Here is a 24,585-nt window from a genome sequence, read left to right as displayed (position 1 = left end):
CGCATGCGCCCCACGCTCCTCGTCCGCGCTCTACTCCGTACGAGTTGGGGAGCATAGGGCGGGCCGTACGGCCGGATGGGGCGCTGTCGCGCAAAAGAACACTACGAGCCGGGCGGATTCGCCCCTTCGAGTGACGTGGGGCGACCCTCGTCGCCGCTGCCGCCGGCGTCGAGCACGGGCTGCTCCGGCACGTCCTCGCCGGACCTGATGAGGTCGATCCGGCCCATCACCTTGGCGCGGAGGTCCGTCGGCACGTCGTCGTGGCCGCAGCAGCGCTTGACGAGCTTCTTCACGGCCTGCTCCAGGCCGTACTTCTCCAGGCACGGGCTGCACTCGTCGAAGTGCACCTGGATCTTCTCGCAGTCCCCCTCGGGCATCTCCCGGTCGAGATACTCGTAGAGGTGGTCGAGGACCTCGGAGCAGTCCGTCTCGTGCTGCTCTCCGCAGCTCATGATCCCGAACCCTTTCCCGTGGGCGAACCGGCCGACTCGGGTCCGGCTCCCGCCGGCGTCAGGCCGCGCTCCTGCGCGTAGTCCTCCAAGAGGCCGCGCAGCTGGCGGCGGCCACGGTGCAGCCGGGACATGACCGTACCGATCGGTGTCCCCATGATGTCGGCGATCTCCTTGTAGGCAAACCCCTCGACATCCGCGAGATAGACCGCGATGCGGAACTCCTCGGGGATCGCCTGGAGGGCCTCCTTCACGTCGGAGTCCGGCAGGTGGTCGAGCGCCTGGGCCTCGGCGGAGCGCAGGCCCGTCGACATGTGGGACTCGGCCCGCGCGAGCTGCCAGTCCTCGATCTCCTCGGCGGCGCTGCGCTGCGGCTCGCGCTGCTTCTTGCGGTACGAGTTGATGAACGTGTTCGTCAGGATGCGGTAGAGCCACGCCTTGAGGTTCGTGCCCTCGCGGAACTGGTGGAAGGACGCGTACGCCTTGGCATAGGTCTCCTGCACCAGGTCCTCCGCGTCGGCGGGGTTGCGCGTCATGCGCAACGCGGCCGAGTACATCTGGTCGAGGAACTGGAGCGCGTCGCGTTCGAAGCGTGCGTTCCGCTCGGCGGACGTCTCCTCGGGCACCGTCTCGGCCGGCTCGCCCTTCCCCGTGTCGGTCCCTGTGACGAGACCCACCTCCTCCAGCACCGTGGTGGAGCCACCCGTGGCCCCGTACCGTTCGGAGGATAGACGACGTCCGTGCACATCCGCCGCCCAGTAGTTCTCCGCTGCCTCCGGCTGCGGACGCGACGGGCATGCAACCCCGCTCATACGCTTCCCTTCGTTGATCGCGTGGAACGTACATCCGCCACAACGCACGCTCCCGATCGCGCATTCCCCCGGGGCGTCAGCCGAGGCCCGCGAGCCACTCCACGGCGGCGCCGGTGATCGCGTCGGCGGTCCCGGCCTCGTCGGCCGGCGCGCTCCTGGCCACGGCGAAGCCGTGGTCCGCGTACGGCACAGGCACGACGTCGGCGTCCGCGGGGAACTCCGCGGGGCCGCCGAACGGGTCCCGCTCGCCCTGCACCACGCGGGTCGGCACCCCGGCCTCCAGCAGCTCCGCCAGCCGCGACTTCTCCGGCTTGCCCGGCGGGTGCAGCGGGAAGGCCAGGGCGAGCACCGCCCGGGCGCCGAGCGCGCGGGCCGTACGGCACGCGACGCGCGCGCCGGCGCTGCGGCCGCCCGCGACGACGGGCACGCCGGGCTTCTCCAGCGCGGGCCACAGCGCGGTCCAGCCGGCGTCGAGGGTCTTGGGCGCGGGGGCCAGCTTGCGGCCGGCGACCCGCCAGGGCTGCTCGACGAGCGCGACGGCAACGCCCTCGGCGGGCAGCGCGGCGGCCAGCGCCCGCAGGTCACGGGCCTCGATGCCGCCGCCGGCGCCGTGGCCCAGGGCGAGCACGAGCCGCGGGCGCGCGGCCCGGTGCCAGGTGATGCGGGCGTCTCCGGACGGGGTGGCGACGGTCTCGGTGGTGGGCTTCACCCGCCTCAATCTAGGCGGGGCACCGGCCCGGCAGGACAGCACCCGGACGGCATGTCCGCCCGTCCGGCGAAACCCGCACCCCCGGCGGGGCACGGGCCGGAACCCCGCCGGTGCCCGCCCGGCTAGAACCCCGGCTAGAACCCCGGCTAGAACAGCGTCTCCTCCTCCGGCGCCGCTATCTCCTCGACCAGCTCCGCGCCGTTGTTCCGCACGTCGCTCACCTTCGTCGACACCGGGAACGCCCGCAGCAGCCCCGCGGGCGGCGGGCGCAGCAGCCCGCGCAGCGCCTCCGGGTCCTTGCCGGCCGGATCGAGCCAGGCGTCCCAGCGGTCCGGGGTGAGCATCAGCGGCATCCGCGGGTGGATGTCGGCGAGGGTGTGCGGCCCGGACTCCCCCGCCGCGCCGCCCGCCAGCCCGGTGGTCTCCGCCTCCGTCGTCACCACCGTGCACGTCACCCACCACGCGCGCGGGTCCTCGTCCGGCAGGGTCTTGTCCCGCCAGAACTCGAAGAGCCCGGCCATCGCGAAGACCGAGCCGTCGGCCGGGGTGACGAAGTACGGCTGCTTGCGGGGGCGCTTCTTCCTGCCCTGTTCCTCCAGCTGCCGCTCGCCCTTGTACGTCAGCCACTCGAAGTACCCGTCGGCGGGCAGCAGGCAGCGCCGGGAGGCGAACGCCCGGCGGTAGGCCGGCTTCTCGTGCACGGTCTCGGCCCTGGCGTTGATCATCTTCACGCCCAGGTCCGGGTTCTTCGCCCAGGACGGCACCAGGCCCCAGCGCAGCGCCCGCAGCTGCCGCACCGGCCGCGGGTCGTCCGCGTCCCGCTCCGGGCGCTCCAGCACCGCGTACACGTTCTTCGTGGGTGCCACGTTGTAGTCGGGCGCGAGGGTCTCCTCCGGGTCCCATTTCTCCACCTCGAAGAGGTCGACCAGGTCCTCGGGCTTCCTGCTCGCCGCGTACCGTCCGCACATGGGTGACAAGACTGCCACGCCCCTCTGACAGCCCGCACACACCGCCTTGGCTACCCTGCTCGTTCCGAGCACCGGGAGGGCACACATGGAAGGAACCAGCCTCGGCGAGCTGTGGGACCGCGTCGTCGGCACCCAGCCCGACCCCTCGGAGTGGCTGGTCGCGGTGTCCGGGCTGGTGGCGCTCTCCGCGGTGCTGCCCTGGGGCATATGGCGGGTGGCGCGCAACGCCGTCACCATCGCGCATGAGGGCGGCCACGGCCTCGTCGCCGTGCTCACCGGGCGCCGGCTGGAGGGCATACGGCTGCACTCGGACACCTCCGGCCTGACCGTCAGCCGCGGCAAGCCCTCCGGCCTCGGCATGGTCCTCACCGCCGCCTCCGGCTACACCGCCCCGCCGCTGCTCGGCCTCGCCGGCGCCTGGCTGCTGGCCGACGGGCGCATCACGGCCGCGCTGTGGGGCGCGATCGCGCTGCTCGCGGCGATGCTGCTGATGATCCGGAACGCGTACGGGGTGGTGACCGTCGTCCTGACGGGCGCCGCGTTCTTCCTGGTCTCCTGGCTGACCGAGCCGGAGGTGCAGGCGGCGTTCGCGTACGGGGCGGTGTGGTTCCTGCTGCTCGGCGGCGTGCGGCCGGTCTTCGAGCTCCAGCGCAAGCGGCGCCGCGGCGAGGCGCCGCAGTCGGACGCCGACCAGCTGGGGCGGCTGACGCACACCCCCGCGGGGCTGTGGGTGCTGCTGTTCTACGTGGTCGCGCTCTGCGCCCTGGCCGGCGGCGCCCGCTGGCTGCTGGACCTCTGACCCGCCCCGCGCCCGCCCGGCTCCGGTCGGGGCCCGGCCGCCGGCGCCCGATCCCGGCCGCCCCGGTTGTCCACAACGCGGCGGTGGTCCACAGGCCGCGGCCGGTCCCTGCGCGGGGCGGGCCGGCCCGCATAGGGTGAGGACCATGAGCGCTTCAGAGAGCAGCCTGTGGCCCGCGCCGTCCGCCTCCGCCCCGGTGACCGCGGCCGTCACCGTGCCCGGGTCGAAGTCGGTCACGAACCGCGCGCTGGTGCTCGCCGCCCTCGCCGAGGGCCCGGGCCGGCTGCGCCGGCCGCTGCGCTCCCGCGACAGCGCCCTGATGGCGGGCGGCCTCACGGCCCTCGGCGTCGGCATCGAGGAGGCCGCGGGCGCGGACGGCGCCGAGGAGTGGCGCGTCAGCCCCGGCGGCGGGCTGCGCGGTGACGCCGCGGTGGACGTGGGCAACGCGGGCACGGTGATGCGCTTCCTGCCGCCCGTGGCGGCCCTCGCCGACGGCCCGGTCCGCTTCGACGGCGACCCGCGCAGCCACGAGCGCCCGCTGCACGGCGTGATAGACGCGCTGCGCGCCCTGGGCGCCCGGATCGACGACACCGCGCAGGGCAGCCCCGGCGCGCTGCCGCTGACGGTGCACGGCGGCGGCGCGCTTCAGGGCGGCGCGGTCGAGGTCGACGCCTCCTCGTCCTCCCAGTTCGTCAGCGCCCTGCTGCTGTCCGCGCCGCGCTTCGACAAGGGCGTCGAGCTGCGGCACACGGGCGACCGGCTGCCCTCCATGCCGCACATCCGGATGACCGTCGAGATGCTGCGGGCGGCCGGTGCCGAGGTCGAGGCGCCGGAGGACGGCGGCGAGCCGCATGTGTGGCGGGTGTCGCCGGGCGCCCTGCGCGGCCGGGACCTGACGGTGGAGCCCGACCTGTCGAACGCGCAGCCGTTCCTGGCCGCCGCGCTGGTCACCGGCGGCCGGGTGACCATCCGCGACTGGCCCCGGCGGACGACCCAGCCCGGGGACGCGCTGCGGGCGATCTTCACCGAGATGGGCGGCTCCTGCGAGCTGGTGGCCACCGCCGAGGGCACGGACCTGGTCTTCTCCGGCGCCTCCGCCGGCTCCTCGGCCGGCGGCGTGCGCGGCATCGACATCGACCTCTCCGAGGTCGGCGAGCTGACCCCGGGCATCGCGGCGGTGGCGGCGCTGGCGGACTCGCCGTCCCGGCTGCGCGGCGTCGGCCACCTCCGGCTGCACGAGACCGACCGGCTCGCCGCCCTCACCGCGGAGATCAACGGGCTGGGGGGCGACGTCGCCGAGACCGGGGACGGCCTGCTGATCCGCCCGCGCCCGCTGCACGGCGGCGTCTTCCACACGTACGACGACCACCGCATGGCCACCGCGGGCGCCGTCCTGGGCCTGCTGGTGCCGGGGGTGCGGGTGGAGAACGTGGCGACGACCGCCAAGACCCTCCCCGACTTCCCCGGGATGTGGGACGGCCTGCTCGCCGGGGCGGACGCCGCCCCCGCCCGGAGAGACTGACCCCGCGATGCGGCGCTACGGCAAGAACCCCGACGAGGACGACGTACGCGTACGCCCGGACCGCCGGGGCAGCCGGCCCCGCAGCCGCAACCGGCCCAAGCACGAGGGCGCCGCCGAGGGCTTCGTCCTGACCGTCGACCGCGGCCGGATCACCTGCCTGGTCGAGGAGCGCGCCGTCACCGCCATGAAGGCGCGCGAGCTGGGCCGCAAGGGCGTCGTCGTCGGCGACCGGGTCGCCGTCGTCGGGGACGTCTCCGGCGACCCGGGGACGCTGGCGCGCATCGTCCGGGTCGAGGAGCGCACGTCGGTGCTGCGCCGGACGGCCGACGACGACGATCCGTACGAGCGCGTGGTCGTGGCCAACGCCGACCAGCTGGCCATCGTCACCGCCCTCGCCGACCCGCCGCCCCGGCCGCGGCTGGTGGACCGCTGCCTGGTCGCGGCGTACGACGGCGGGCTCGACCCGCTGCTCGTGCTGACGAAGTCGGACCTGGCGCCCGCGGACGAGCTGCTGGAGTCGTACGCGCCCCTGGGCGTCCGGGCCGTCGCCTGCAACCGCGACGAGCTGGCCACCGGCGCGGGCGCCGCCCGCGTGCTCGACCTGCTCACCGACCGGGTCACCGCCTTCGTCGGCCACAGCGGCGTCGGCAAGACCACCCTGGTCAACGCGCTGGTGCCGGAGCACCGGCGGGCCGTGGGCGAGGTGAACACCGTGACCGGCCGCGGCCGGCACACCACCACGTCCGCGCTCGCCCTGCCGCTGCCCGACGACAAGGGCTGGGTCATCGACACCCCGGGCGTGCGGTCCTTCGGCCTGGCGCACGTCGACCCGTTCCGCGTCATCCACGCCTTCCCCGACCTGGAGCCCGGCACCGCGGACTGCCCGCGCAACTGCAGCCACGACGAACCCGACTGCGCGCTCGACGCCTGGACCGTCGAGGGCCACGCGGACCCCGCGCGGCTGGCCTCGCTGCGCCGGCTGCTGGCCACCCGCGAACGCCGGGAGGGCGACTGACGGAATGTCGGCCCGACGGGGGATCGGCGCCGTTCGGCAGGTCCGTCGCCCCCGCGGGGGCGCGTTGGGCATAATCGCAGAAGCGTCAACCGAATGGGAGGCACCACACGATGGCGTGGCTGCTGGTCGTCGTGGCCGGAATCCTCGAAACTGGCTTCGCGGTCTGCCTCAAGCTCTCCCACGGCTTCACCCGGCTCTGGCCGACGGTCGCCTTCTGCGCGTTCGCGCTCGGCAGCTTCGGCCTGCTGACGCTGTCGCTGAAGAAGCTGGACGTGGGCCCGGCGTACGCGGTGTGGACCGGCATCGGCGCCGCGGGCACCGCCATCTACGGCATGGTCTTCCTCGGCGACCTGGTCTCCGCGCTGAAGATCGTCTCGATCACGCTGGTGATCGTCGGCGTCATCGGCCTGCAGCTGTCCGGCTCGGCGCACTGACCGTCAGCAGCCCGCGGACCATCCGCTCCACGTCCTCGCCCCCGGCGGCCGGCGCGACCACGTACGACAGGGTCAGCCGGGTCACCGCCTCGCAGACCCGCCGGCGTTCGGCCGGCGCCCCCGGCAACTGCTCCGCGAGCGCCCGCAGTACCCCGTCGCGCACCTTGTCGACGAGCTCCGCGGGCGACTCCACGGGCCGCTCCCGCTCCGTACGCCGCGCCCCCGGCGCCCCGCCGCCCCGGGCGGGCACGTGCCGCGCCGGCGCCGGGAGCTGCTCGCTCCAGCACCCGGTGAGCGCGGCGCGCACCAGCGGGTTGCCGCGCGCGGCGCGCAGCGTCCAGGCGACCAGCGCGAGCAGCCTGCCGCCGGCGTCGGCGCCGGTCCTGCGGGTGCCGGACAGCGTCCGCTCCACGCCCGCGAGATAGCCGTCGATCTCGCGCCTGACGAGGGCCTGGGCCAGACCCTCCTTGCTGCCGAACTCGTTGTAGAGGGTCTGTCGGGACACCCCGGCCGCGGCGGCGACGTCGACCATCCGCACCCCCGCCCAGGGCCGGCTCCCGAGCGCCGCGAAGGCGGCGTCGAGGAGTCCTTCTCGCGCTGTGGGCATCGTGGCCTCCAGAGGGCGACCGTGCGCTCAGAATTGACGCACCGCCAGGTGCTGTCAAGGGTCCGTACGGGGGCCCGGGGACCCGCCACGCGCCCCGGCGGAGGTTGGCGGTGCACCTTTGGGGTTACTGTTCGTTGCATGGCCGGTTTTCATGATGATCTGCGTCTTGCCCACGTCCTGGCGGACGCCGCCGACGCCACCACGATGGAGCGGTTCAAGGCCCTCGACCTGAAGGTCGAGACGAAGCCGGACCTGACACCGGTGACGGAGGCGGACAGGTCGGCGGAGGAGCTGATCCGCTCCTCGCTGCGGCGCGCCCGGCCACGTGACGCCGTGATGGGCGAGGAGTACGGCACCGACGGCACCGGCCCGCGGCGCTGGATCATCGACCCCATCGACGGCACGAAGAACTACGTGCGCGGGGTGCCCGTCTGGGCCACGCTGATCGCGCTCATGGCCCCGGGCCCCGAGGGCAACCAGCCGGTCGTCGGCGTGGTGTCGGCCCCGGCCCTCGGCCGCCGGTGGTGGGGGGTGCAGGGCGGCGGCGCGTACACCGGGCGCAGCCTGGCGAAGGCGAGCCCGCTGCGGGTGTCGGGCGTGCAGCGCATCGAGGACGCCTCGTTCGCGTACTCCTCGCTGCACGGCTGGGACGAGCGCGGCCGGCTCGACGGCTTCCTGCACCTGACCCGCGACTGCTGGCGCAGCCGGGGCTACGGGGACTTCTGGCCGTACATGATGGTCGCCGAGGGGACGGTCGACATCTGCGCCGAGCCGGAGCTGTCGCTGTGGGACATGGCGGCGTGCGCGGCGATCGTGGCGGAGGCCGGGGGCTCGTTCACGGGCCTGGACGGCGAGCCCGGCCCGCACAGCGGCAACGCGGCGGCGTCCAACGGGCTGCTGCACCAGGAGCTGCTGAAGTACCTCGGCCCGTAGGACACCGGCCCTGCGCCCGGGCTCCGGCAAACCGGCGCCCGGGGGCGCGGCCCGGACCGTCCGGTCCTCTCCCGCCCCCTTGTTGCCCTCCGCGGAGCGTGCCAGTCTGACGGTGACCAACCTTGTGAACTTGTGAAAGGCTTCACAGGCACCCCACAGGGTCCCGCTACGCCAAGGAGGTGGCTCCACCCCATGCTCGTACGCGACGCCATGAGCACGGTGGTCCTCACCATCGGCCCCGCGCACACCCTCCGCCAGGCCGCCCGGCTGATGTCGGCGCGGCACGTCGGCGCGGCGATCGTCCTCGACCCCGACACCAGCGGGCTCGGCATCCTGACCGAGCGCGACATCCTCAACTCCGTCGGCGCGGGCCAGGACCCGGACGTGGAGAAGGCCGGCGACCACACCACGACCGACGTCGTCTTCGCGGCACCGGGCTGGACCCTCGACGACGCCGCCGAGGCGATGACCCGCGGCGGCTTCCGCCATCTGATCGTCCTCGCCGACGCGGAGCCGGCCGGCGTCGTGTCCGTACGCGACATCATCCGCTGCTGGACCCCGCAGCGGCCGGAGCCGGCGCGCCGCGAGACGGCCCTCGCCTAGCGCGGCCGCACGCGTCAGAGGGGCCGGGAGCCCGACCGGCGTCCCGACCCCTCTGTCCGGTACGGCAACCGGCCCGGGCCGCGAAGGGCCTGGACCGCGACCCCGCGGCCGATCGCCGCAGTCTCCGAGGGTGCCCACATTAGACACAGTCCAAGTCAAGATGTCAATGAAGTCCGTATGGGTTCTGGCCATAGAGCGTGACGCTGCTACCCTGAATGCATGAGCGACCTCCTGGAGCGACTGCGCGGCCGCGGCTTCCGGCTCACCGCACAGCGGCGAGTCGTGGCCGAGGTCCTGGACGGCGACCACGTGCACTACACCGCCGACGAAGTACTCGCGCGCGCCACCGCCCGCCTCCCCGAGATCTCCCGGGCGACGGTCTACAACACCCTGGGCGAGTTGGTCGCGCTCGGCGAGGTGCTCGAAGTCAGCACGGACGGCCGCGCCAAGCGGTACGACCCCAACGCGCACAGCGCCCACCAGCACCTGGTGTGCAGCCGCTGCGGCTCGATCCGCGACGTGCGCCCGGAGGGCGACCTGCTGTCGGCCCTGCCCGAGGGGGAGCGCTTCGGCTTCCGGGTCTCCGGCGCGGAAGTCACGTATCGCGGCATCTGCCCGGACTGTGCCTAGCCCCGCGGACAGCGATTTGCGCTGGTCGACCGGCCAGGGGTAGTGTTGGTTTCACCGACGCGGGGTGGAGCAGCTCGGTAGCTCGCTGGGCTCATAACCCAGAGGTCGCAGGTTCAAATCCTGTCCCCGCTACCAATGACGAAGGCCCGGACCACACGGTCCGGGCCTTCGTCGTGCTCCGCACGCGGATCGCGGCGCCGCCCGCGGTGCGGACCGGCGGCGAAGTACCACCGGTCCGCCCCGGGCCTTCCGGCCCGTCAGGCCGTGAGCTCCTGCGCGAGCGCGTCCCGCAGCCGGGCGGCGCGCTCGGCGACCTCCGCCGGGCCCAGCTCCACCGCCCGCGACGACCACCGCTGGCTCTCCGGCAGGTCGCCCCGCCGGGCCGCCAGCAGCGCGAGCCGCAGCGCGGCGCGGCCGTGGCCGTGCTCGGCCGCCCGGCGCCACCAGATCGCCGCCTCCGGCACGCTGCCCTCCCGGGCCAGCAGCAGACCCAGGTTGAACGCGCCGTTGCGGCTGCCCGCCTCGGCCGCGGCCCGGTACCACCGGCCCGCGGCCTCGGTGTCGCCGCGACCGGCCGCGCGCATGCCCAGCCGGACCTGCGCCCGCCGGTGGCCCTGCCGCGCCGCCTGCTCGTACCACCGCTCACACTCGGCCGCGGTCACGGCCGCAGACGCGCCGCCGGCGTCCGGTCCGCCGGAGCCGGCCGCGCCGCCCCGGGCCGCGCGGCGCGCGGCCCCACGGCGCGCACGCCGTCCGCCGCGCCGAGGGCGCCCACGGCGCCGGCGGCGTCCGCCCCGGGACCCGCTCCGGGCCCCGGGCGCCGGTCGTCCAGCAGCGCCGCCAGCCGGAACGCGCCCTCGGCGCTGCCGCCCTCGGCGGCCGTCCGCAGCCGGTGCTCCGCCCGCTTCTCCTCGCCGTCGCGCAGCAGCGCGATGCCGACCTGGAGCGCCGCCTCCACGTGCCCGGCCGACGCGGCGCGCTCGTACCACTGCCGGGCGCCCGTCTCGTCCTCGCGGCCCGCGTGGATGATCCCGAGGTTGAACGCGGCGTCGACGCTCCCCGCCTCCGCGGCCTTCGAGAACCACGGCTCCGCGCCGGCCGCGTCACCGCGCTGGAGCAGCAGCACGGCGAGCGCGTTGGCCGCCTCGCAGTGTCCGGTGTACGCGGCCTGCCGGTACCACTGCTCGGCCTGCTCCAGCCGGTTCTCCCCGGCGCAGAGCAGCGCCAGGTTGTACGCGCCGTTGACGTCGCCCGCGCCCAGCGCCGCGCGGTACCAGCGCTCGGCCTCCTGCGGCTCGCCGCGGTCCGCGTACAGCGCCCCGAGCGCGTTCGCCGCGTTGCCGTCGCCGTCCTTGGCGGCCTGGCGCCACCACACGGCCGCGCTGGCGTCGTCGCCGGCGTCGCGCAGCAGGAAGCCCAGCGCACAGGCCGCGCGCGGCTCGCCGCCCCGCGCGGAGATCACGTACCACCGGCCGGCCTCCTGCGAGTCGCCGCGCTCCTCCAGGAGCGTGCCGAGGTGCAGCGCCGCGCGCACGTGCCCGCGCGCGGCGGCCTGCCGGTACCACTGCTCGGCCTCGGCCACCGGGTCGTCGCCGGCCCCGGGCCCGCCGCGGACCAGGCTCACCGCGCCCGGCCGCCCCGCCGGCGGCGACAGCCGCGTGCCGGTCTCGACGCCGCTGCCGGAAGGCGCCCGGGTGCCGGTGTCGAGGATGCGCGCCAGGCGGTACGCCGCCTCGCGGTGCCCCTTGTCGGCCGCGCTGCGGAACCAGCGCTCGGCGCCCACGTCGCTGCGGTGCTCCAGCAGGTCCGCGAGCGCGTACGCGCCCAGCGCGTGCCCGGCCTCGGCGGACTGGCGCAGCCAGTACTCGGCGCCGGGCTCGTCGCCGTTCTCCCGGTAGTACCGCCCGAGCGCGTGCGCGGCGGCGGGCGAGCCGCCGACCGCGGCGATGCGCCACCAGCCGGCCGCCTCGTGGGCCTGGCCGCGCTGGTAGAGCAGCACGCCCAGGTTGTTCGCCGCCGCCCGGTCGCCCTCGGCGGTCGCGGCGCGCAGCACCGGCTCCGCGCTGTCCAGATCCCCCCTGCGCAGCAGGGCGGCGCCCCGCGCGCTCAGCTCCGCCACGGCCGGATCCGGGCCGTCGTGCGCAGCCGTCAGCTCACCGGCGGCGGGAGCCTTGCGCTCCGGCCCACCGGTGCCCCCTGTCCTACGGGCGTCCAACACCCTTGCCTCGTCCCCCATGAGGTCCATCGTCGCACCACCTGCAACCCGCGTACACCTGGTATACCGCAGCCAGGAAGGTCACTTCAGCGGTTTGTCGACTTCCCGACACGACGACTCATCAAACCTTGTCACGCCCACAACCCCCAAAGCAATGAGCCCAAGAACATCTGCACGACACGTCCGCCCCCCGCGCACCACCGCCCCCACAGACGCGCGGGGACCTCTCGTCTCACACACGTCGAGGCCCGGAGTCCGATGGACTCCGGGCCTCGATCTCGCGTAGCGGGGACAGGATTTGAACCTGCGACCTCTGGGTTATGAGCCCAGCGAGCTACCGAGCTGCTCCACCCCGCGTCGTGTGCCGTAAGGCTATCACGGTACGGAGGGGCCCGGCGCCGCCGGGCCGTCCGGCCGGTGGCCCGGCGGACGTCGACGTCCGCCGGGCCACCGCCGCCCTAGGCTCCGCCGCCTCCGCCGTCACCGGCATCACCGGCATCACCGGCATCACCGGCATCGCTGCCGCCTCCGCCGCCTCCGCCGCCGTCCGCGCCGCCGCCGTCGCCGCCGCCGTTCGAGCGGGCCTGCTGGGCCTCCTCGATCCGCTGGAGAGCGTCCTGCAGCTCTTCCTGGGCCCTGCCGTACGCCTCCCAGTCCTGGGGCTGCTCCCGGAGCGCCTGCTGGCCCTCCTCGTAGGCGTTGCGGGCGTCCTCCACGGCGTCCTGGAGACTGCCGCCGGCCGGCGGCTCCTCCTCCGGTGGTGGCTCCTCACCCGTGTCCTCGGGTGGTGTCGCCTCCTCCACCCCGAAGACGACGTTCAGCGCCTTGGGCAGCGTGTCCTCGAAGGCCGTCTCGTCGCCGTACGTGACGAGCACCTTGCGCAACAACGGGTAGCCGGTGCCGGTGCCTTGCACGTACACCGGCTCGATGTAGATCAGTCCGCCCTCCAGCGGCACCGTGAGCAGGTTGCCGTAGATGACTTCCGAGTCGCCTCTCTGAAGGATGTTGATCTGGTCGGCGATCGCGGCGTTGGAGTTGAATCTGGACTGCACGAGCTTCGGTCCCGGCACGGGACTGTTGGGCGGCAGTTTCAGGATTCTGATCTTCCCGAAGTCGTCGCTGCGCGCGTCCGCGCCCACGGCCATGAATGCGCCGAGGTTGTTGCGGTTGCGCGGCGTGAACGTGGTCGTCAGCGAGAACGTCCGGGAGTCCTGGTCCGGCATCTTCATGCTGAGGTAGTACGGCGGCACCGAGCTCTCGACCTTGGTGGTCGGGTCGTCCGGGATCTGCCACTGCTCACTGCCGGAGTAGAACTGCTTCGGGCTGGTGACGTGGTACTGCGTCAGCAGCTCGCGCTGGACCTTGAACAGGTCCTGCGGGTAGCGCAGGTGGTCCATCAGCTCGTCGCCGATCTCCGCGCGCGGCTTCACCGTGTCGGGGAACGCCTTCATCCACGTCTTGAGCACCGGGTCCTCGGTGTCCCACTCGTAGAGGTCCACGCTGCCGTCGTAGGCGTCGACCGTGGCCTTGACCGAGTTGCGGATGTAGTTGACCTGGTTCTGCTGCGCGATCACCTCGCGCTGGTCGTCCGTCAGCGAGTCGGTCGTCGTGGAGCCCAGGGTGGTCCTGGTCGAGTACGGATAGCCGTTGCTGGTGGTGTAGGCGTCGACGATCCACTTGATGCGGCCGTCGACCACCGCCGGATACGGGTCGCCGTCGATGGTCAGCCAGGGCGCGACGGCCTCCACCCGCTGCTTCGGGGTGCGGTTGTAGAGGATCTGCGAGCCCTCGCCGATCGCGCCGGAGTACATCATCTGCGGCTCGCTGAACGTCAGCGCGTACGCGGCCCTGTTGATCGGGTTGGACAGGTCGACGCCGCTGTCGCCCTTGTAGCGGTACGTCTTCTCGCCCTCGTCGTCGGCGTAGTCGACCTCGTCCTGCGGGCCGCCCACGATCGAGTAGTCCCGGGTCTGCTCGCCGTAGTAGATGCGCGGCTCGTACTCGCCCTCGACGAGCTCGCCCTCGGGCGGCAGGTCCTTCTCCGTGTACGACGGGTCGCCGTCGTCGGTGACCTCGGTGCCCTTGGCGGCCACCACGCCGTAGCCGTGGGTGTACCGGAAGTGGCTGTTGATCCAGCCCTTCTCCGGGATGCCGTTCACGTTGATCTCACGCAGACCGACGACGGTGTCCTGCGAGTTGCCGTCCTCGTCCTCGTACCGGTCGACGTCGAGCGTGCCGGGGAACTGGTAGTAGCCGCGGACCTGCTGTTGCTGCTGGTACGTCGGCGAGACCACGCTCGGGTCGAGCAGCCGGACGCTCGCCGTCGTGTCGACCGCGTTGCGCAGCTGCTCGTTGCTGGTGCCCTTGGGCGCCTGCCCGGAGTAGTCCCTCACCTGAGAACCGTCGATGCCGTACGCCTTGCGCGTCGCCTCGATGTTCTTCTTGATGAACGGCGTCTCCTTGGCCTGCTCGTTGGGCTGCACCTGGAACTTCTGCACGATCGCCGGGTAGAGCCCGCCGATCAGGATCGCCGACAGCGCCATGAGGCCGAGGCCGATGAGCGGCAGCTGCCACGTGCGCCGCCACAGCGTGGCGAAGAACAGCACCGAGCAGATGATGGCGATGACGAAGAGGATCGTCTTCGCCGGCAAGTAGGCGTTCGCGTCGACGTAGCGCAGACCGGTCCAGCCGTCGGTGGTCTTCAGGCCGCTGGTCTTGGTCGCCAGGCTGTAGCGGTCGAACCAGTACGCCACGGCCTTGAGCGCCACGAAGGTACCGAGCAGCACCGCGAGGTGCCCGGTCGCCGCGGAGGTGGCGCGGGCGCCGGGGCTGGAGATCCGCAGGCCGCCGTAGAGGTAGTGGGTGAGCGCGGCGGCGATCGTGCACAGCACGACCGCGACGAAGCCGAAGCCCAGCAGGAAGCGGTACCACGGCAGGTCGAAGGCGAAGAAGGAGATGTCCTTGTGGAACTGCGGGTCCTTCTCGCCGAACGACTGGCCGTTGACCCACAGCAGCCAGGTGCGCCACTGCCCGGTGGCGGAGGCACCGGCGATCAGGCCCACGAGCGTGGCGACGCCGAGCAGCACCCACTTCTTGTACGGCGCGAGGTTCATCCGGTAGCGGTCGAGGCTCTCCTGCTCCAGCGACATCGCGCTCAGCGGCGGCCGGAGCCGGTGGGCCAGCCACATGTTGAAGCCGACCGCGACCGCCATCAGCACGCCGAAGACGAAGAACAGCCCCACCTTCGTCCACAACCGGGTGGTGAAGACGGAGGAGTAGCCGACGGAGCGATACCAGAGCCAGTCCGTCCAGAAGCCGGCGAACATGACGAAGATGATGCCCAGGATGGCGAGCACACCCAGTGTCATCAGCAGCGTTCGTACTCGCCGGGACGGCCTGCCCACACTGATCCGTGGCCCGGTGGGGCCTCCGCCGCGGTCCGGCATCTGGAAAGCCAAGGTGGCACCTCGAGACTTGAACGTCCGGTCATACGGCCCCCGCGGGCACAGGGGCTCAATGTGGCAACTTACTAAAGCTTTACTCAGTTCCCGCCGGGGGGTGGCAGAGAGCGATGAGGCAGGATGGCGAGCATGTCCAACTCTCCCACCGGCGGACCACCCCTGGCAGCCGACCCGCTGACACGCGCGGTCCTGGAGCTCGACGAGTACGCGGCCGGATTCGGCTGGGACCGGCCGCCGCGGCTCTTCGCCCTCGTCGACACCGCGCAGCTGCGCGCGCAGGAGCCGGGGCTCGCCCGGCGGCTCGACCTCGACGCCGGGGACGGCGCGGAGGCCGACGCCGGCGCCGGGTCCGCGGCGGCGCCGGCCGCGCAGGTTTCGTACACCCCGATCGAGCAGCAGGAACTGCCCGAGGGGCAGCCGCTCGACGAGTTCCTCGGCACCATCGCCTGGCCCGACGCGGTCGGCGGCTGCGCGCTCACGGTCGAGCGGCTGATGCTCCCGCCCACGGCGGAGGCCCAGGTCCCCGAGGGTCTCGACGAGGCGGGGCTCGCCACCTGGGTCGCCGGGCACCCGGGGCGCGAGGAGGTCCGCATGACGGTGGGCGTGCTGCGCGACGGCACCCGGGAGGCCGCGCTGCGGCTGCGCTCGAAGGACGCCCCCACCGAGGTGCTCACCGGGCCGGACCTGGTCCCGGGGCTCGCCCGGGCGCTGGCGGCGACGTTCGACTGACGGCGTAGGGCCGGCCGGTCCTCCGGGGTGGCCGGCCCCGTCGCGCCGGACCGCCCGGCCTACGCACCGCGCGCCGCGGGGCCGTAGGCTAGCCCTCGCACTCCTCCAGCCGGTCGACGCTGCCCTCGCGGATGTGCTTCAGCGCGGCCATGGCGTCGTCCATCTCCCCGACCTTGACGAGCGTGAGCCCGTCGGGCACGTCGCGGGCGGCCGTGGGGCAGTTCTGGGCGGGCGTGAGGAAGTACTCCGCGCCCTGGTCGCGGGCGCCGATGGTCTTCATGTGGATGCCGCCGATCGGCCCGACCCGGCCGTCGGGGTTGATGGTGCCGGTGCCGGCGACGAACTCGCCGCCGGTGAGGTCGCCCTTGGTGAGCTTGTCGACGATGCCGAGCGCGAACATCAGGCCCGCGCTGGGGCCGCCGACGTCGGCGAGCTTGATGTCTATCGCGAACGGGAAGGTGTGCGCGGTGCCGGCCGTGATGCCGACCATGGCCTTGCCGGGCTCCCGGTCCGACTCCCCGGCGGTGACGGTCAGGTCCTTGCCCGGCAGCTTCCGGGGGTCGTCGCCGGCCTTCTCCGCCTTCGCGGCCCGGTCCGCGGGGACGACCCGGAAGGTGACCTTCTCCCCCGGCTTGTGGCCGGTGACCAGCTCGACCACGTCGCCCGGCGCCGTCACGGGCCGGCCGTCGACGGCCTTGATCACGTCACCGGCGTGCAGCGTGCCCTGCGCGGCGCCGCCCGCGAGCACGGAGGCCACGATCACGCGCGTGGTGAAGGAGATGCCCAGCTCCTCCAGGGCGGCGACCTTGGCGCTCTCCTGGGAGGCGGAGAACTGCTCGGCGTTCTGCTGGTCGACTTCCTCGGCGGTGGCGTCGTCCGGGTAGAGCGACTCGTGCGGCACGACCGCGTCGTCGGGCGAGAGCCAGCCGTAGACGGCCTCGACGAGGTTCATCTTGTACTCGGCGCCGGTGACGCGGACCGTCGTCATGTTGAGGTGGCCGCTGGTCGGATACGTCTTGCGGTCCTCGATGTGCAGGACGGGCTCGCCGTCGTGCGCCCCCAGGGTGTTCACCGTCGGCCCGGGCGACATCTCCGCGTACGGCACGGGGATGAAGACCCCGGCGATGAGGATGGCGAGGAGCGTCACGGTGGAGGCGAGCAGCGTCGCCGTGCGGCGTGGCATAGAACGACAGTACGGGACGCTCAAGCGGCCCCGGAACGGGAGTGGCTGCGCTCCATCGCCTCCCGGAACCGGGCGTACCCCGCGAGTTCCGTGCTGTCCCCCACCTTGCGACTGCGCGTCGCCCAGCCGGCCCATATCGCGGCCGCCCCGGCTGACGCGAGGGGTATGACCAACCAGGCTATCGCTGCCATCCCGTACTCCTAGCCGACGTGACTTCCTTCCGATAAGCCAACGCTTGCGCGGGCCCGGAAGTTACGCAACTCGACGGGCTCAGCCAGCGCCGACCCACTCCTCCGTCCCGTCCGTGAACTTCTGGTGTTTCCAGATGGGAACGTCCCGCTTGAGGGTGTCGACCAGGCGGCGGCAGGCGTCGAACGCCTCCGCGCGGTGCGGGCAGGAGACGGCGACCACGACGGCGAGATCGCCCACGGCCAGTTCGCCCACGCGGTGGACGGCGGCCAGGGCCCGTACCGGATAGTCGGCCGCGACCTTCTCCGCGATCCGGCGCATCTCCGCCTCGGCGGTGGGGTGCGACGAGTACCCCAGCGCCGTGACGCCGTCGACGCGCTCGGACGCCTCGCGGCGGTCGTGGTCGCGGACCGTGCCGACGAACAGCGCCGTGCCGCCCGCGGCGGGGTCGCCGACGGCGGCGAAGACCTCGTCGACCGAGAGCGGGGTCCCGCGGACGGCGACGAGGCGCACGGGGTCCGCGGCGGTCCGCTCGCCGGGGTGCTGCGGGGTGTCTGCCATGCGTCCATCCTGCCGCACGGCCCCGGCACCGCACCCGCGGGCTGCGCGCGGCTCAGATCTTGCCGCGCCGGGCCTTGCGCACCCGGCGGACGACCGCGGCCGTGCCCAGCAGCGCGACCGTCGCCCCGGCCGCCCCGGCGGCGCCCGCCGCGGCGGCGTCCTTGCGGCCCAGCCGGCGGCCCGCGACCGTGTGCCGGCCGGAGACCTCGTCCAGCAGCTCGGCCAGCACCTCCTCGTTGGTGTGCTGGGGGCGCCAGCCCGCCTCGTGCAGCCGGCTGCCGCTGACGACCCAGGGGTACATCGTGTACGCCAGGTCCCCCGCGGGCGACGGCGTGAGCCCGAGGCGGTGCAGCCGGGAGGCGGCGCCGAGCGCGACGGCCGACGGCAGCTCCATGCGCCGGATGCCGGTCAGCTCCTCGACCTCGTCCTGCTCCAGCCAGCCGTCGCAGCCGACCGCCAGCTCCCCCTCGGCCTTCTCCAGCGCGGCGAACGTCAGCGCCGCGGCCAGGTCGTCGATGTGGCAGAACTGCCAGCACGGCCGGGTGCCCTTGACCACCAGCAGCCGCGGCGACTCGAAGTACCGGGTCAGCGGGGTGTCGACGCCGCCGACGACGGCGGCGGGGCGGACCACGGTGACGTTCAGGCCGGGGTGCGCCCGGGGCGCGCGGCGGCCGAGGCGCTCCATCTCCAGCAGGTCGCCGACGCCGGTGGCCTCCTCGGTGGCGCGCAGCTCGGCGTCCTCGGCGAGCGGGACGGGGTTGTCGGGCAGGGCGCCGTAGACCATGGCGGAGGTGCACAGGACGACGCGGCGCACGCCGGCGGCCGCGGCGGCGGTGAGCACCGTCTGCGTACCACGTACGTTGTACGCGGTACGGGCGGTGGCGTCGGTCTCCAGGTCCAGGTCCATGGCGAGGTGCACCACGACGTCCGTGCCGCGCAGCTTGTCGGCGATGGCCGGGTCCCGCACGTCCAGCACGTGCCAGTGGGCCTCGGGCAGCTCGCCGCGCCGCTCGTCGATGGCGACGACCTGCCTGACCTCGTCGGAGGCCGCCAGCCGCTCCGTGACCAGGGCGCCGATGCCGGCCGCCGCCCCGGTCACGGCGACGACGGGGCGCCACGCCCCCGGGGCGGGCTCGTCGGCCGCGGCCCCTTCTGCGGCCTTTCGCGCTGCGCGAACGTTCGGTTCCGGGGAACTCACCGGGCGGCTCCAGCTGTTGTGTGCAGTAGTTCCATCCATCCTGCCCCAGCCGCGCCCCCGTCGGTGGCGGCGGGCGCCAGGACATCGTGCAGGCATACGAAGCGGCATAGGGTGGAGGTAGTGGAGGGCGTACGCCGCCGGCCCGGTGCAGGCGGCCCGACGAGCCGAGGAAACCGTGAGTGACACCCCATTCGGATTCGGCCTCCCCCAGGAGCCGGACGACGACGGCGAGGGCGACGGCAAGGATGCCCGCAAGGGGGACGGCGACCAGAGCGGACGGGACCCGTTCGGATTCGGGGGCGCCGCCGGCGACCCGCAGAACCCGTTCGCGGCCCTCTTCGGCTCCCTCGGCGGCGGCCCGGGCGGCGCCATGGGCCCGCAGGACCTGGGTGCGGCCTTCCAGCAGCTCGGCCAGATGCTGAGCTACGAGGGCGGGCCGGTCAACTGGGACATGGCCAAGGACATCGCCCGCCAGACCGTCTCCCAGGCCGGGGAGTCCGAGGGGGCGTCGAAGGACGCCAGCGTCGGGCCGGCCGAGCGCAGGGGGGTCGAGGAATCCGTACGACTCGCCGACCTGTGGCTCGACGGGGTGACGTCCCTGCCCTCCGGCTCGGGCACCGCGCTGGCGTGGAGCCGCGCCGAGTGGGTCGAGGAGACCCTCCCGGTGTGGAAGGAGCTGGTCGACCCGGTCGCCGAGCGCGTGGGCGCCGCCATGGGCGGGGTGCTGCCGGAGGAGATGCAGGCCATGGCCGGGCCGCTCATGGGCATGATGCGCTCGATGGGCGGCGCGATGTTCGGCACCCAGATCGGGCACGCGGTGGGCGTGCTGGCCGGCGAGGTCGTCGGCTCGACCGACATCGGGCTGCCGCTGGGGCCGGCGGGCAAGGCGGCGCTGCTGCCGGTGAACATCAAGAAGTTCAGCGAGGGCCTGGGCGTGCCCCAGGACGAGGTCCGGCTGTACCTGGCGCTGCGCGAGGCGGCGCACCAGCGGCTCTTCGCCCACGTGCCGTGGCTGCGCTCGCACCTCTTCGGCGCCGTCGAGGGGTACGCGCGCGGGATCAAGGTGGACACCTCCAAGCTGGAGGACCTCGTCGGCCAGGTCGACATCGAGCGCCCCGAGCAGCTCCAGGAGGCGCTGCAACAGGGCATGTTCCAGCCGGAGGACACCCCGGAGCAGAAGGCGGCGCTGGCGCGGCTGGAGACGGCCCTGGCGCTGGTCGAGGGCTGGGTGGACGCGGTCGTGTACGCCGCCGCGGAGCCGCACCTGGACGCCCCCTCGGTGAACTCGCTGCGCGAGGCGCTGCGCCGCAGGCGCGCCACCGGCGGTCCCGCCGAGCAGACGTTCGCCACCCTCATCGGGCTGGAGCTCCGGCCGCGGCGGCTGCGGGACGCCTCGCGGCTGTGGGCGTCGCTGGCGGACGCGCGCGGGGCCGACGGGCGGGACGCGCTGTGGGCACACCCCGACATGCTGCCGACGGCGGCCGACCTGGACGACCCGGACGGGTTCGTGCACAGCGAGCAGGCGGACTTCTCCGAGCTGGAGAAGATGCTGGGCTCCGGCGGGACGCCGGAGGGGCCGGATTCCGCCGCCGGCGGCGGTGACGGTGCCGACGGCGACGGCGGCGACGACGGGCAGGACGGCGGCAAGGGCGACGCGGACAAGTGACGCTGCGGGACGACGCCGAGCGCGTACTGAAGGAGTGGAGCGCGCCGGACGGCGGTCAGGACGCGCTCCGCGGGACGTACCTGGAGCATCTGGCGGCCCACCCCGACGGGATGTACAAGCCGTGCGCGACCGGGCACGTGACGGCCAGCGCGCTGATCGTCGACGTGCCGCGCGAGCGGGTCCTGCTGACCCTCCACCGCAAGCTGAACATGTGGCTGCAGACCGGCGGGCACTGCGAGCCGGAGGACGCCACGCTGGCCGCGGCGGCGCTGCGGGAGGCGGGCGAGGAGTCCGGCATGCCGGGTCTCACGCTGCTGCCCGGCGGTCCGGTGGGGCTCGACCGGCACCACACCCCGTGCGCCTGGCACCTGGACGTGCAGTACGCGGCGCTGGCCCCGGCGGACGCGGTGCCGTCGATCAGCGCGGAGTCGCTGGACCTGCGGTGGTACGGGTACGACGAGGTGGCGGCCGTCGCCGACCCGTCCGTGGCGCAGCTGATGGAGCGTACGCGCGCGCGGCTGGCCTGACGGCGGCGATCGGCCGGGGCCTGCCCGGGCCGTTCCGGGGCGGGGCTGGCGTGGGACGGCCCGTCGGCTGGTCGGCTAGTCGCCGATGGACGGGGGGCGGCCGGAGGGTGCGGGGCGGGGGATGAAGGGGAGGCTCTCGCCGGCGACCACGCCCTCCAGGTAGCCGCGGGCCCGCTCGGTGCGGGGGTAGGCGGCGACGAGGTTCCAGAAGCGGGGGCCGTGGCCCGGCACGAGCAGGTGGGCCAGCTCGTGGATCAGCACGTAGTCGATGACGTACTCCGGCATGCCCTTCAGCCGGTGCGAGAGGCGGATCGTGCCCTCGGCGGGGGTGCAGGAGCCCCAGCGGGTGTTCTGGTTGGTGACCCAGCGCACGCTCCTGGGCCGGGCCTGGCCGTCGAGGTACTGGGCGGACAGCCGCTCGGCGCGGTCGGCCAGCTCGGCGTCGCCCGGCATCCGCCGGTTCTCCTGGGCCTGCAATTTGTCGAGCATGACGGTCACCCAGCGCTGCTCCTCGGCCTCGCTCATGCGGGCGGGGATCAGCACGACGGTGCGGTCGCCCTCGCGATACGCGGAAACGGTCCTGCGCCTGCGCGTGCTGCGTCTGACCTCGACCGCTCGCGACGGTTTCGGCCGTCCTGGGCTGTGCTCTGGGTCAGCGGGCACGGCACGACGTTACCCGGTCGGGGCGGGGAAAGTCCCGGCCGGAAGCAGCCCTACGGCGCCGCAGCGGGAGCTGTGCCCAATTCGTAATACTTTTTCCGTCACCTGTGGATAACTTGCGATGAGTCGCGGCGCCGGCCGGCAGAGTGGCGGAGGAACGAGGGGGGCACGATGCATCCGATGATCAAGCCGGCGCTGCGCCGGAGCTGGCGCGGCAGGCACACCGTCCAGATGGGCGTGACCAGGGCACATGCGGTGTCGATCGAGCCGGTGGACGCGGCGACGGGGCTGTTTCTGCGCCGGCTGGACGGCACGCGCGGGCTGGAGTCGCTGCGCCGCGAGGCGCACGGGTTCGGGCTCCCGCCGGGCTCGGTGGACGCCCTGGTCGCCGGATTGACCAGGGCGGGGCTGATCGACGAGGGTCCGCCGCCGCGGAATACCACCGGAACTCCCCCGGACGACCACCCGGCCTCCACCGACCGTCCACGCGACGTCCACCGGACCGGGGCGATACCGGCACGGCTGCGCGGCGACCAGGCTTCGCTGTCCGTCGTGCACCCCGAGCCCGGGGCCGCCCGGGAGCGGCTGGCGGCGCGGCGGGGGCTGCGGGTGCTGGTGCGCGGCGCCGGGCGGGTGGGCGCCTCCGTGGCGGCGCTGCTCTCCGCGGCGGGGATCGGCGAGGTGGACGTCGTCGACGGCGGCCGCGTCGAGCCGTGGGACGTCGCGCCGGGTGGGGTCGGCCCCGGGGAGGTCGGCCGGCGGCGGGCGGAGGCGGTGCGGGGCGCGGTCCGGCGGGCGGGGCCGTGGCCCGCCGCCCGCGGCGGGCGCCGCCCCGCGGCGGTCTCGCTGGTGGTGCTGGCGCCGCGCGACGGCCTCGCGGCGTACGCGCCGGATCCGGACGTCGCGCGGCACTGTCGCGAAGCGGGCATTCCGCACGTGTACGCGGGTGTGCTGGAGGGCACGGGGGTGGTGGGACCGCTCGTGCTGCCGGGTGGTTCCGCGTGTGCCGGCTGCCTCGCGGAGGCCCGCGCGGAGCGCGAGCCGGAGTGGCCGCGGATGCTCGCCCAGTGGCGGGCGGGAGGTGACCGGGAGGGGGTCGCCGCGTGCGATGTGGCGTTGGCGACAATGGTGGCAGGGCTGACGGCCGCCCACGCGCTGACCTTTGTCGACGGACGGCTGCCGGCCTGCACGGGGGCCCGGCTGGAGTTCGCGCTGCCGGGCCTCGCCTGGGAGTTGACGAAGCTCGATCCACACCCGAGGTGCGGGTGCGGTGCGGCGGCAGCCGCTGACCGGGATACGGGAGTGGCCCATGACTGACCTTCCGCGCAAGGCGATCACACGTACCGCCCGGCTGGCCTCGCTGCCGGTGGGCTTCGCCGGGCGCGCCACCTGGGGAATCGGCAAGCGGATCGGCGGGCGGCCGGCGGAGCTGGTGGCCCGGGAGGTGCAGCAGCGCACCGCCGAGCAGCTGTTCAAGACGCTCGGCGAGCTGAAGGGCGGGGCGATGAAGTTCGGGCAGGCGCTGTCCGTCTTCGAGTCCGCGCTGCCGGAGGAGATAGCCGGGCCGTACCGGGCGGCCCTGACCAAGCTGCAGGAGGCGGCGCCGCCGATGCCGGTGCGCACGGTGCACGGCGCGCTGGCGGAGCGGCTGGGCCCGGACTGGCGGGACCTCTTCGAGGAGTTCGAGGACACGCCCGCGGCGGCGGCCTCGATAGGGCAGGTGCACCGGGCGGTGTGGCACGACGGCCGGGAGGTCGCGGTCAAGGTGCAGTATCCGGGCGCGGGCAAGGCGTTGCTGTCCGACCTGGCGCAGCTGGGCCGCTTCGCGCGGTTGCTGGGCCCGCTGGTGCCGGGGCTGGACATCAAGCCGCTGATCCAGGAGCTGCGGGACCGGGTCTCGGAGGAGCTGGACTACGAGCTGGAGGCGCAGGCCCAGAGCGCGTACGCGGCGGAGTTCGCGGACGACCCGGACGTGCTGGTGCCGGACGTGGTGCACCAGGCGGACCAGGTGCTGGTGACCGAGTGGCTGGACGGGGTGCCGGTCTCGGAGCTGATAACGGACGGCTCCCGGGCGGAGCGGGACCGGGTGGGCCAGTTGCTGGCGCGGTTCCTCTTCGCCGGCACGGCGCGCACGGGGCTGCTCCACGCCGACCCGCACCCGGGCAACTTCCGGCTGGTGAAGGAGGGCGAGCCGGAGGAGTGGCGGCTCGGGGTGATGGACTTCGGCACGGTGGACCGGCTGCCGGGCGGGCTGCCGGAGGAGATCGGCACGGCGCTGGGGATGACGCTGGCCGGCCAGGCGGACGAGGTCTACGAGCTGCTGCGGGAGCAGGGGTTCGTGAAGCCGGACGTCGAGCTGGACCCGGAGGCGGTGATCGACTACCTGCTGCCGATCATCGAGCCGGCCGCGGTGGACGAGTTCACCTTCGACCGGGAGTGGATGCGCACCCAGGCGGCCCGGATCGCCGACCCCCGCAATCCCGCGCACCAGTTGGGCCGGCAGTTGAACCTGCCGCCGTCGTATCTGCTCATCCACCGGGTGACGCTCAGCACCATCGGGGTGCTCTGCCAGCTCGGCGCCGAGGTGCGGATGCGCGACGAGCTGACGGAGTGGCTGCCGGGCTTCGCCGAGTACGCGGAAGGGGGCCGTCCGGAGGACGACCCCCACGAGGGTTCCGCGACGGAGGACCCGGCGCCGGCAAGCGCCTGACGGCC

22 protein-coding genes, 2 tRNA genes and 1 pseudogene are annotated in these 24,585 nt (G+C 73.9%); 13 read left to right on the top strand and 12 right to left on the bottom strand.

Features of this window, described 5'->3' with window-relative positions; genetic code table 11:
• Positions 1 to 101 precede the first annotated feature (101 nt).
• The 4 genes from rsrA to ACHZ99_RS22665 form a co-directional block, all read right to left on the bottom strand.
• Positions 102 to 452, bottom strand: coding sequence for a mycothiol system anti-sigma-R factor (gene rsrA, locus ACHZ99_RS22680; protein WP_420306536.1), 351 nt, complete (start codon positions 450 to 452; stop codon positions 102 to 104).
• Positions 449 to 1,126, bottom strand: coding sequence for a sigma-70 family RNA polymerase sigma factor (locus ACHZ99_RS22675; RefSeq protein ID WP_420306720.1), 678 nt, complete (start codon positions 1,124 to 1,126; stop codon positions 449 to 451). Before ACHZ99_RS22675 ends, rsrA begins: the two co-directional genes overlap by 4 nt.
• A gap of 211 nt (positions 1,127 to 1,337) precedes the next feature.
• Positions 1,338 to 1,970, bottom strand: coding sequence for an alpha/beta family hydrolase (locus tag ACHZ99_RS22670; RefSeq protein ID WP_420306535.1), 633 nt, complete (start codon positions 1,968 to 1,970; stop codon positions 1,338 to 1,340).
• A gap of 146 nt (positions 1,971 to 2,116) precedes the next feature.
• Entirely contained in the window at positions 2,117 to 2,938 is an 822-nt protein-coding gene (locus ACHZ99_RS22665; RefSeq protein WP_420306534.1) for an SOS response-associated peptidase, read from the bottom strand.
• 85 nt (positions 2,939 to 3,023) lie between these two features.
• On the opposite strand from ACHZ99_RS22665, the gene ACHZ99_RS22660 reads away from it, so the two are divergent.
• The 4 genes from ACHZ99_RS22660 (at position 3,024) to ACHZ99_RS22645 (ending at position 6,708) form a co-directional block, all read left to right on the top strand.
• Complete coding sequence (locus ACHZ99_RS22660) at positions 3,024 to 3,737, top strand: M50 family metallopeptidase (protein ID WP_420306533.1); 714 nt, start codon at positions 3,024 to 3,026, stop codon at positions 3,735 to 3,737.
• 145 nt (positions 3,738 to 3,882) lie between these two features.
• Entirely contained in the window at positions 3,883 to 5,259 is a 1,377-nt protein-coding gene (gene aroA, locus ACHZ99_RS22655) for a 3-phosphoshikimate 1-carboxyvinyltransferase (protein WP_420306532.1), read from the top strand.
• A gap of 7 nt (positions 5,260 to 5,266) precedes the next feature.
• The gene (gene rsgA / locus ACHZ99_RS22650) at positions 5,267 to 6,274 is read left to right on the top strand and encodes a ribosome small subunit-dependent GTPase A (RefSeq protein WP_420306531.1); all 1,008 of its coding nucleotides are present in this window, start codon (positions 5,267 to 5,269) and stop codon (positions 6,272 to 6,274) included.
• Positions 6,275 to 6,384: 110 nt separating this feature from the next.
• Positions 6,385 to 6,708 (top strand): DMT family transporter, encoded by a 324-nt coding sequence (locus tag ACHZ99_RS22645; protein WP_420306530.1) that lies wholly within the window; start codon positions 6,385 to 6,387, stop codon positions 6,706 to 6,708.
• Here the strand turns inward: ACHZ99_RS22645 and ACHZ99_RS22640 are convergent.
• Complete coding sequence (locus tag ACHZ99_RS22640; protein WP_420306719.1) at positions 6,674 to 7,240, bottom strand: TetR family transcriptional regulator; 567 nt, start codon at positions 7,238 to 7,240, stop codon at positions 6,674 to 6,676. The two genes, ACHZ99_RS22645 and ACHZ99_RS22640, sit on opposite strands and share 35 nt — an antisense overlap.
• Positions 7,241 to 7,453: 213 nt before the next feature.
• On the opposite strand from ACHZ99_RS22640, the gene hisN reads away from it, so the two are divergent.
• From hisN to ACHZ99_RS22620, 4 genes are all read left to right on the top strand, one after another.
• Positions 7,454 to 8,248: a histidinol-phosphatase gene (hisN, locus tag ACHZ99_RS22635; protein ID WP_420306529.1), complete on the top strand. Its 795-nt coding sequence runs from the start codon at positions 7,454 to 7,456 to the stop codon at positions 8,246 to 8,248.
• 192 nt (positions 8,249 to 8,440) lie between these two features.
• Entirely contained in the window at positions 8,441 to 8,851 is a 411-nt protein-coding gene (locus ACHZ99_RS22630; protein ID WP_420306528.1) for a cyclic nucleotide-binding/CBS domain-containing protein, read from the top strand.
• A 219-nt stretch (positions 8,852 to 9,070) separates the two neighbouring features.
• A complete protein-coding gene (locus ACHZ99_RS22625; RefSeq protein ID WP_420306527.1) occupies positions 9,071 to 9,481 on the top strand; it encodes a Fur family transcriptional regulator in 411 nt (136 codons plus the stop codon).
• Positions 9,482 to 9,539: 58 nt separating this feature from the next.
• Positions 9,540 to 9,616 (top strand) — tRNA-Met (locus tag ACHZ99_RS22620).
• Positions 9,617 to 9,738: 122 nt separating this feature from the next.
• Here the strand turns inward: ACHZ99_RS22620 and ACHZ99_RS22615 are convergent.
• From ACHZ99_RS22615 to ACHZ99_RS22605, 3 genes and pseudogenes are all read right to left on the bottom strand, one after another.
• Positions 9,739 to 11,717, bottom strand: a pseudogene (locus ACHZ99_RS22615) (tetratricopeptide repeat protein).
• A 262-nt stretch (positions 11,718 to 11,979) separates the two neighbouring features.
• Positions 11,980 to 12,053, bottom strand: a tRNA-Met gene (locus tag ACHZ99_RS22610).
• 101 nt (positions 12,054 to 12,154) lie between these two features.
• The gene (locus ACHZ99_RS22605; RefSeq protein WP_420306718.1) at positions 12,155 to 15,142 is read right to left on the bottom strand and encodes a UPF0182 family protein; all 2,988 of its coding nucleotides are present in this window, start codon (positions 15,140 to 15,142) and stop codon (positions 12,155 to 12,157) included.
• Positions 15,143 to 15,286: 144 nt separating this feature from the next.
• Here ACHZ99_RS22605 and ACHZ99_RS22600 point away from each other — a divergent pair, with 144 nt between their 5' ends.
• Positions 15,287 to 15,886: a PPA1309 family protein gene (locus tag ACHZ99_RS22600; protein WP_420306526.1), complete on the top strand. Its 600-nt coding sequence runs from the start codon at positions 15,287 to 15,289 to the stop codon at positions 15,884 to 15,886.
• Between the two features lie 88 nt (positions 15,887 to 15,974).
• Here the strand turns inward: ACHZ99_RS22600 and ACHZ99_RS22595 are convergent, their stop codons facing one another.
• From ACHZ99_RS22595 to ACHZ99_RS22585, 3 genes are all read right to left on the bottom strand, one after another.
• Positions 15,975 to 17,069 carry a PDZ domain-containing protein gene (locus tag ACHZ99_RS22595; protein WP_420306525.1) on the bottom strand — a complete coding sequence of 365 codons (1,095 nt, stop codon included), beginning with the start codon at positions 17,067 to 17,069 and terminating at the stop codon, positions 15,975 to 15,977.
• Positions 17,070 to 17,339: 270 nt separating this feature from the next.
• A complete protein-coding gene (locus ACHZ99_RS22590) occupies positions 17,340 to 17,819 on the bottom strand; it encodes a molybdenum cofactor biosynthesis protein MoaE (protein WP_420306524.1) in 480 nt (159 codons plus the stop codon).
• Positions 17,820 to 17,871: 52 nt separating this feature from the next.
• Entirely contained in the window at positions 17,872 to 19,017 is a 1,146-nt protein-coding gene (locus ACHZ99_RS22585; protein WP_420306523.1) for an SDR family oxidoreductase, read from the bottom strand.
• 175 nt (positions 19,018 to 19,192) lie between these two features.
• Between ACHZ99_RS22585 and ACHZ99_RS22580 the strand changes: the two genes are divergently transcribed.
• A complete protein-coding gene (locus ACHZ99_RS22580) occupies positions 19,193 to 20,683 on the top strand; it encodes a zinc-dependent metalloprotease (RefSeq protein WP_420306522.1) in 1,491 nt (496 codons plus the stop codon).
• Positions 20,680 to 21,210: an NUDIX hydrolase gene (locus tag ACHZ99_RS22575; protein ID WP_420306521.1), complete on the top strand. Its 531-nt coding sequence runs from the start codon at positions 20,680 to 20,682 to the stop codon at positions 21,208 to 21,210. Before ACHZ99_RS22580 ends, ACHZ99_RS22575 begins: the two co-directional genes overlap by 4 nt.
• A gap of 75 nt (positions 21,211 to 21,285) precedes the next feature.
• Here the strand turns inward: ACHZ99_RS22575 and ACHZ99_RS22570 are convergent, their stop codons facing one another.
• Complete coding sequence (locus ACHZ99_RS22570; protein WP_420306520.1) at positions 21,286 to 21,873, bottom strand: M48 family metallopeptidase; 588 nt, start codon at positions 21,871 to 21,873, stop codon at positions 21,286 to 21,288.
• Positions 21,874 to 22,041: 168 nt separating this feature from the next.
• Here ACHZ99_RS22570 and ACHZ99_RS22565 point away from each other — a divergent pair, with 168 nt between their 5' ends.
• Both ACHZ99_RS22565 and ACHZ99_RS22560 read left to right on the top strand, forming a co-directional pair.
• On the top strand, positions 22,042 to 23,187 hold the full coding sequence (locus ACHZ99_RS22565; protein ID WP_420306519.1) for a ThiF family adenylyltransferase: 1,146 nt from the start codon (positions 22,042 to 22,044) through the stop codon (positions 23,185 to 23,187).
• Complete coding sequence (locus tag ACHZ99_RS22560) at positions 23,180 to 24,580, top strand: ABC1 kinase family protein (protein ID WP_420306518.1); 1,401 nt, start codon at positions 23,180 to 23,182, stop codon at positions 24,578 to 24,580. The genes ACHZ99_RS22565 and ACHZ99_RS22560 overlap by 8 nt, the downstream gene beginning before the upstream one ends.
• Positions 24,581 to 24,585: the final 5 nt, after the last annotated feature.

The sequence above is a fragment of the Streptomyces sp. MAR4 CNX-425 genome, assembly GCF_048656465.1.
GTDB lineage: Bacteria > Actinomycetota > Actinomycetes > Streptomycetales > Streptomycetaceae > Streptomyces.
Note: the sequence above shows the minus strand (reverse complement) of the source record. Positions and strands in the feature narration are given on the sequence as shown.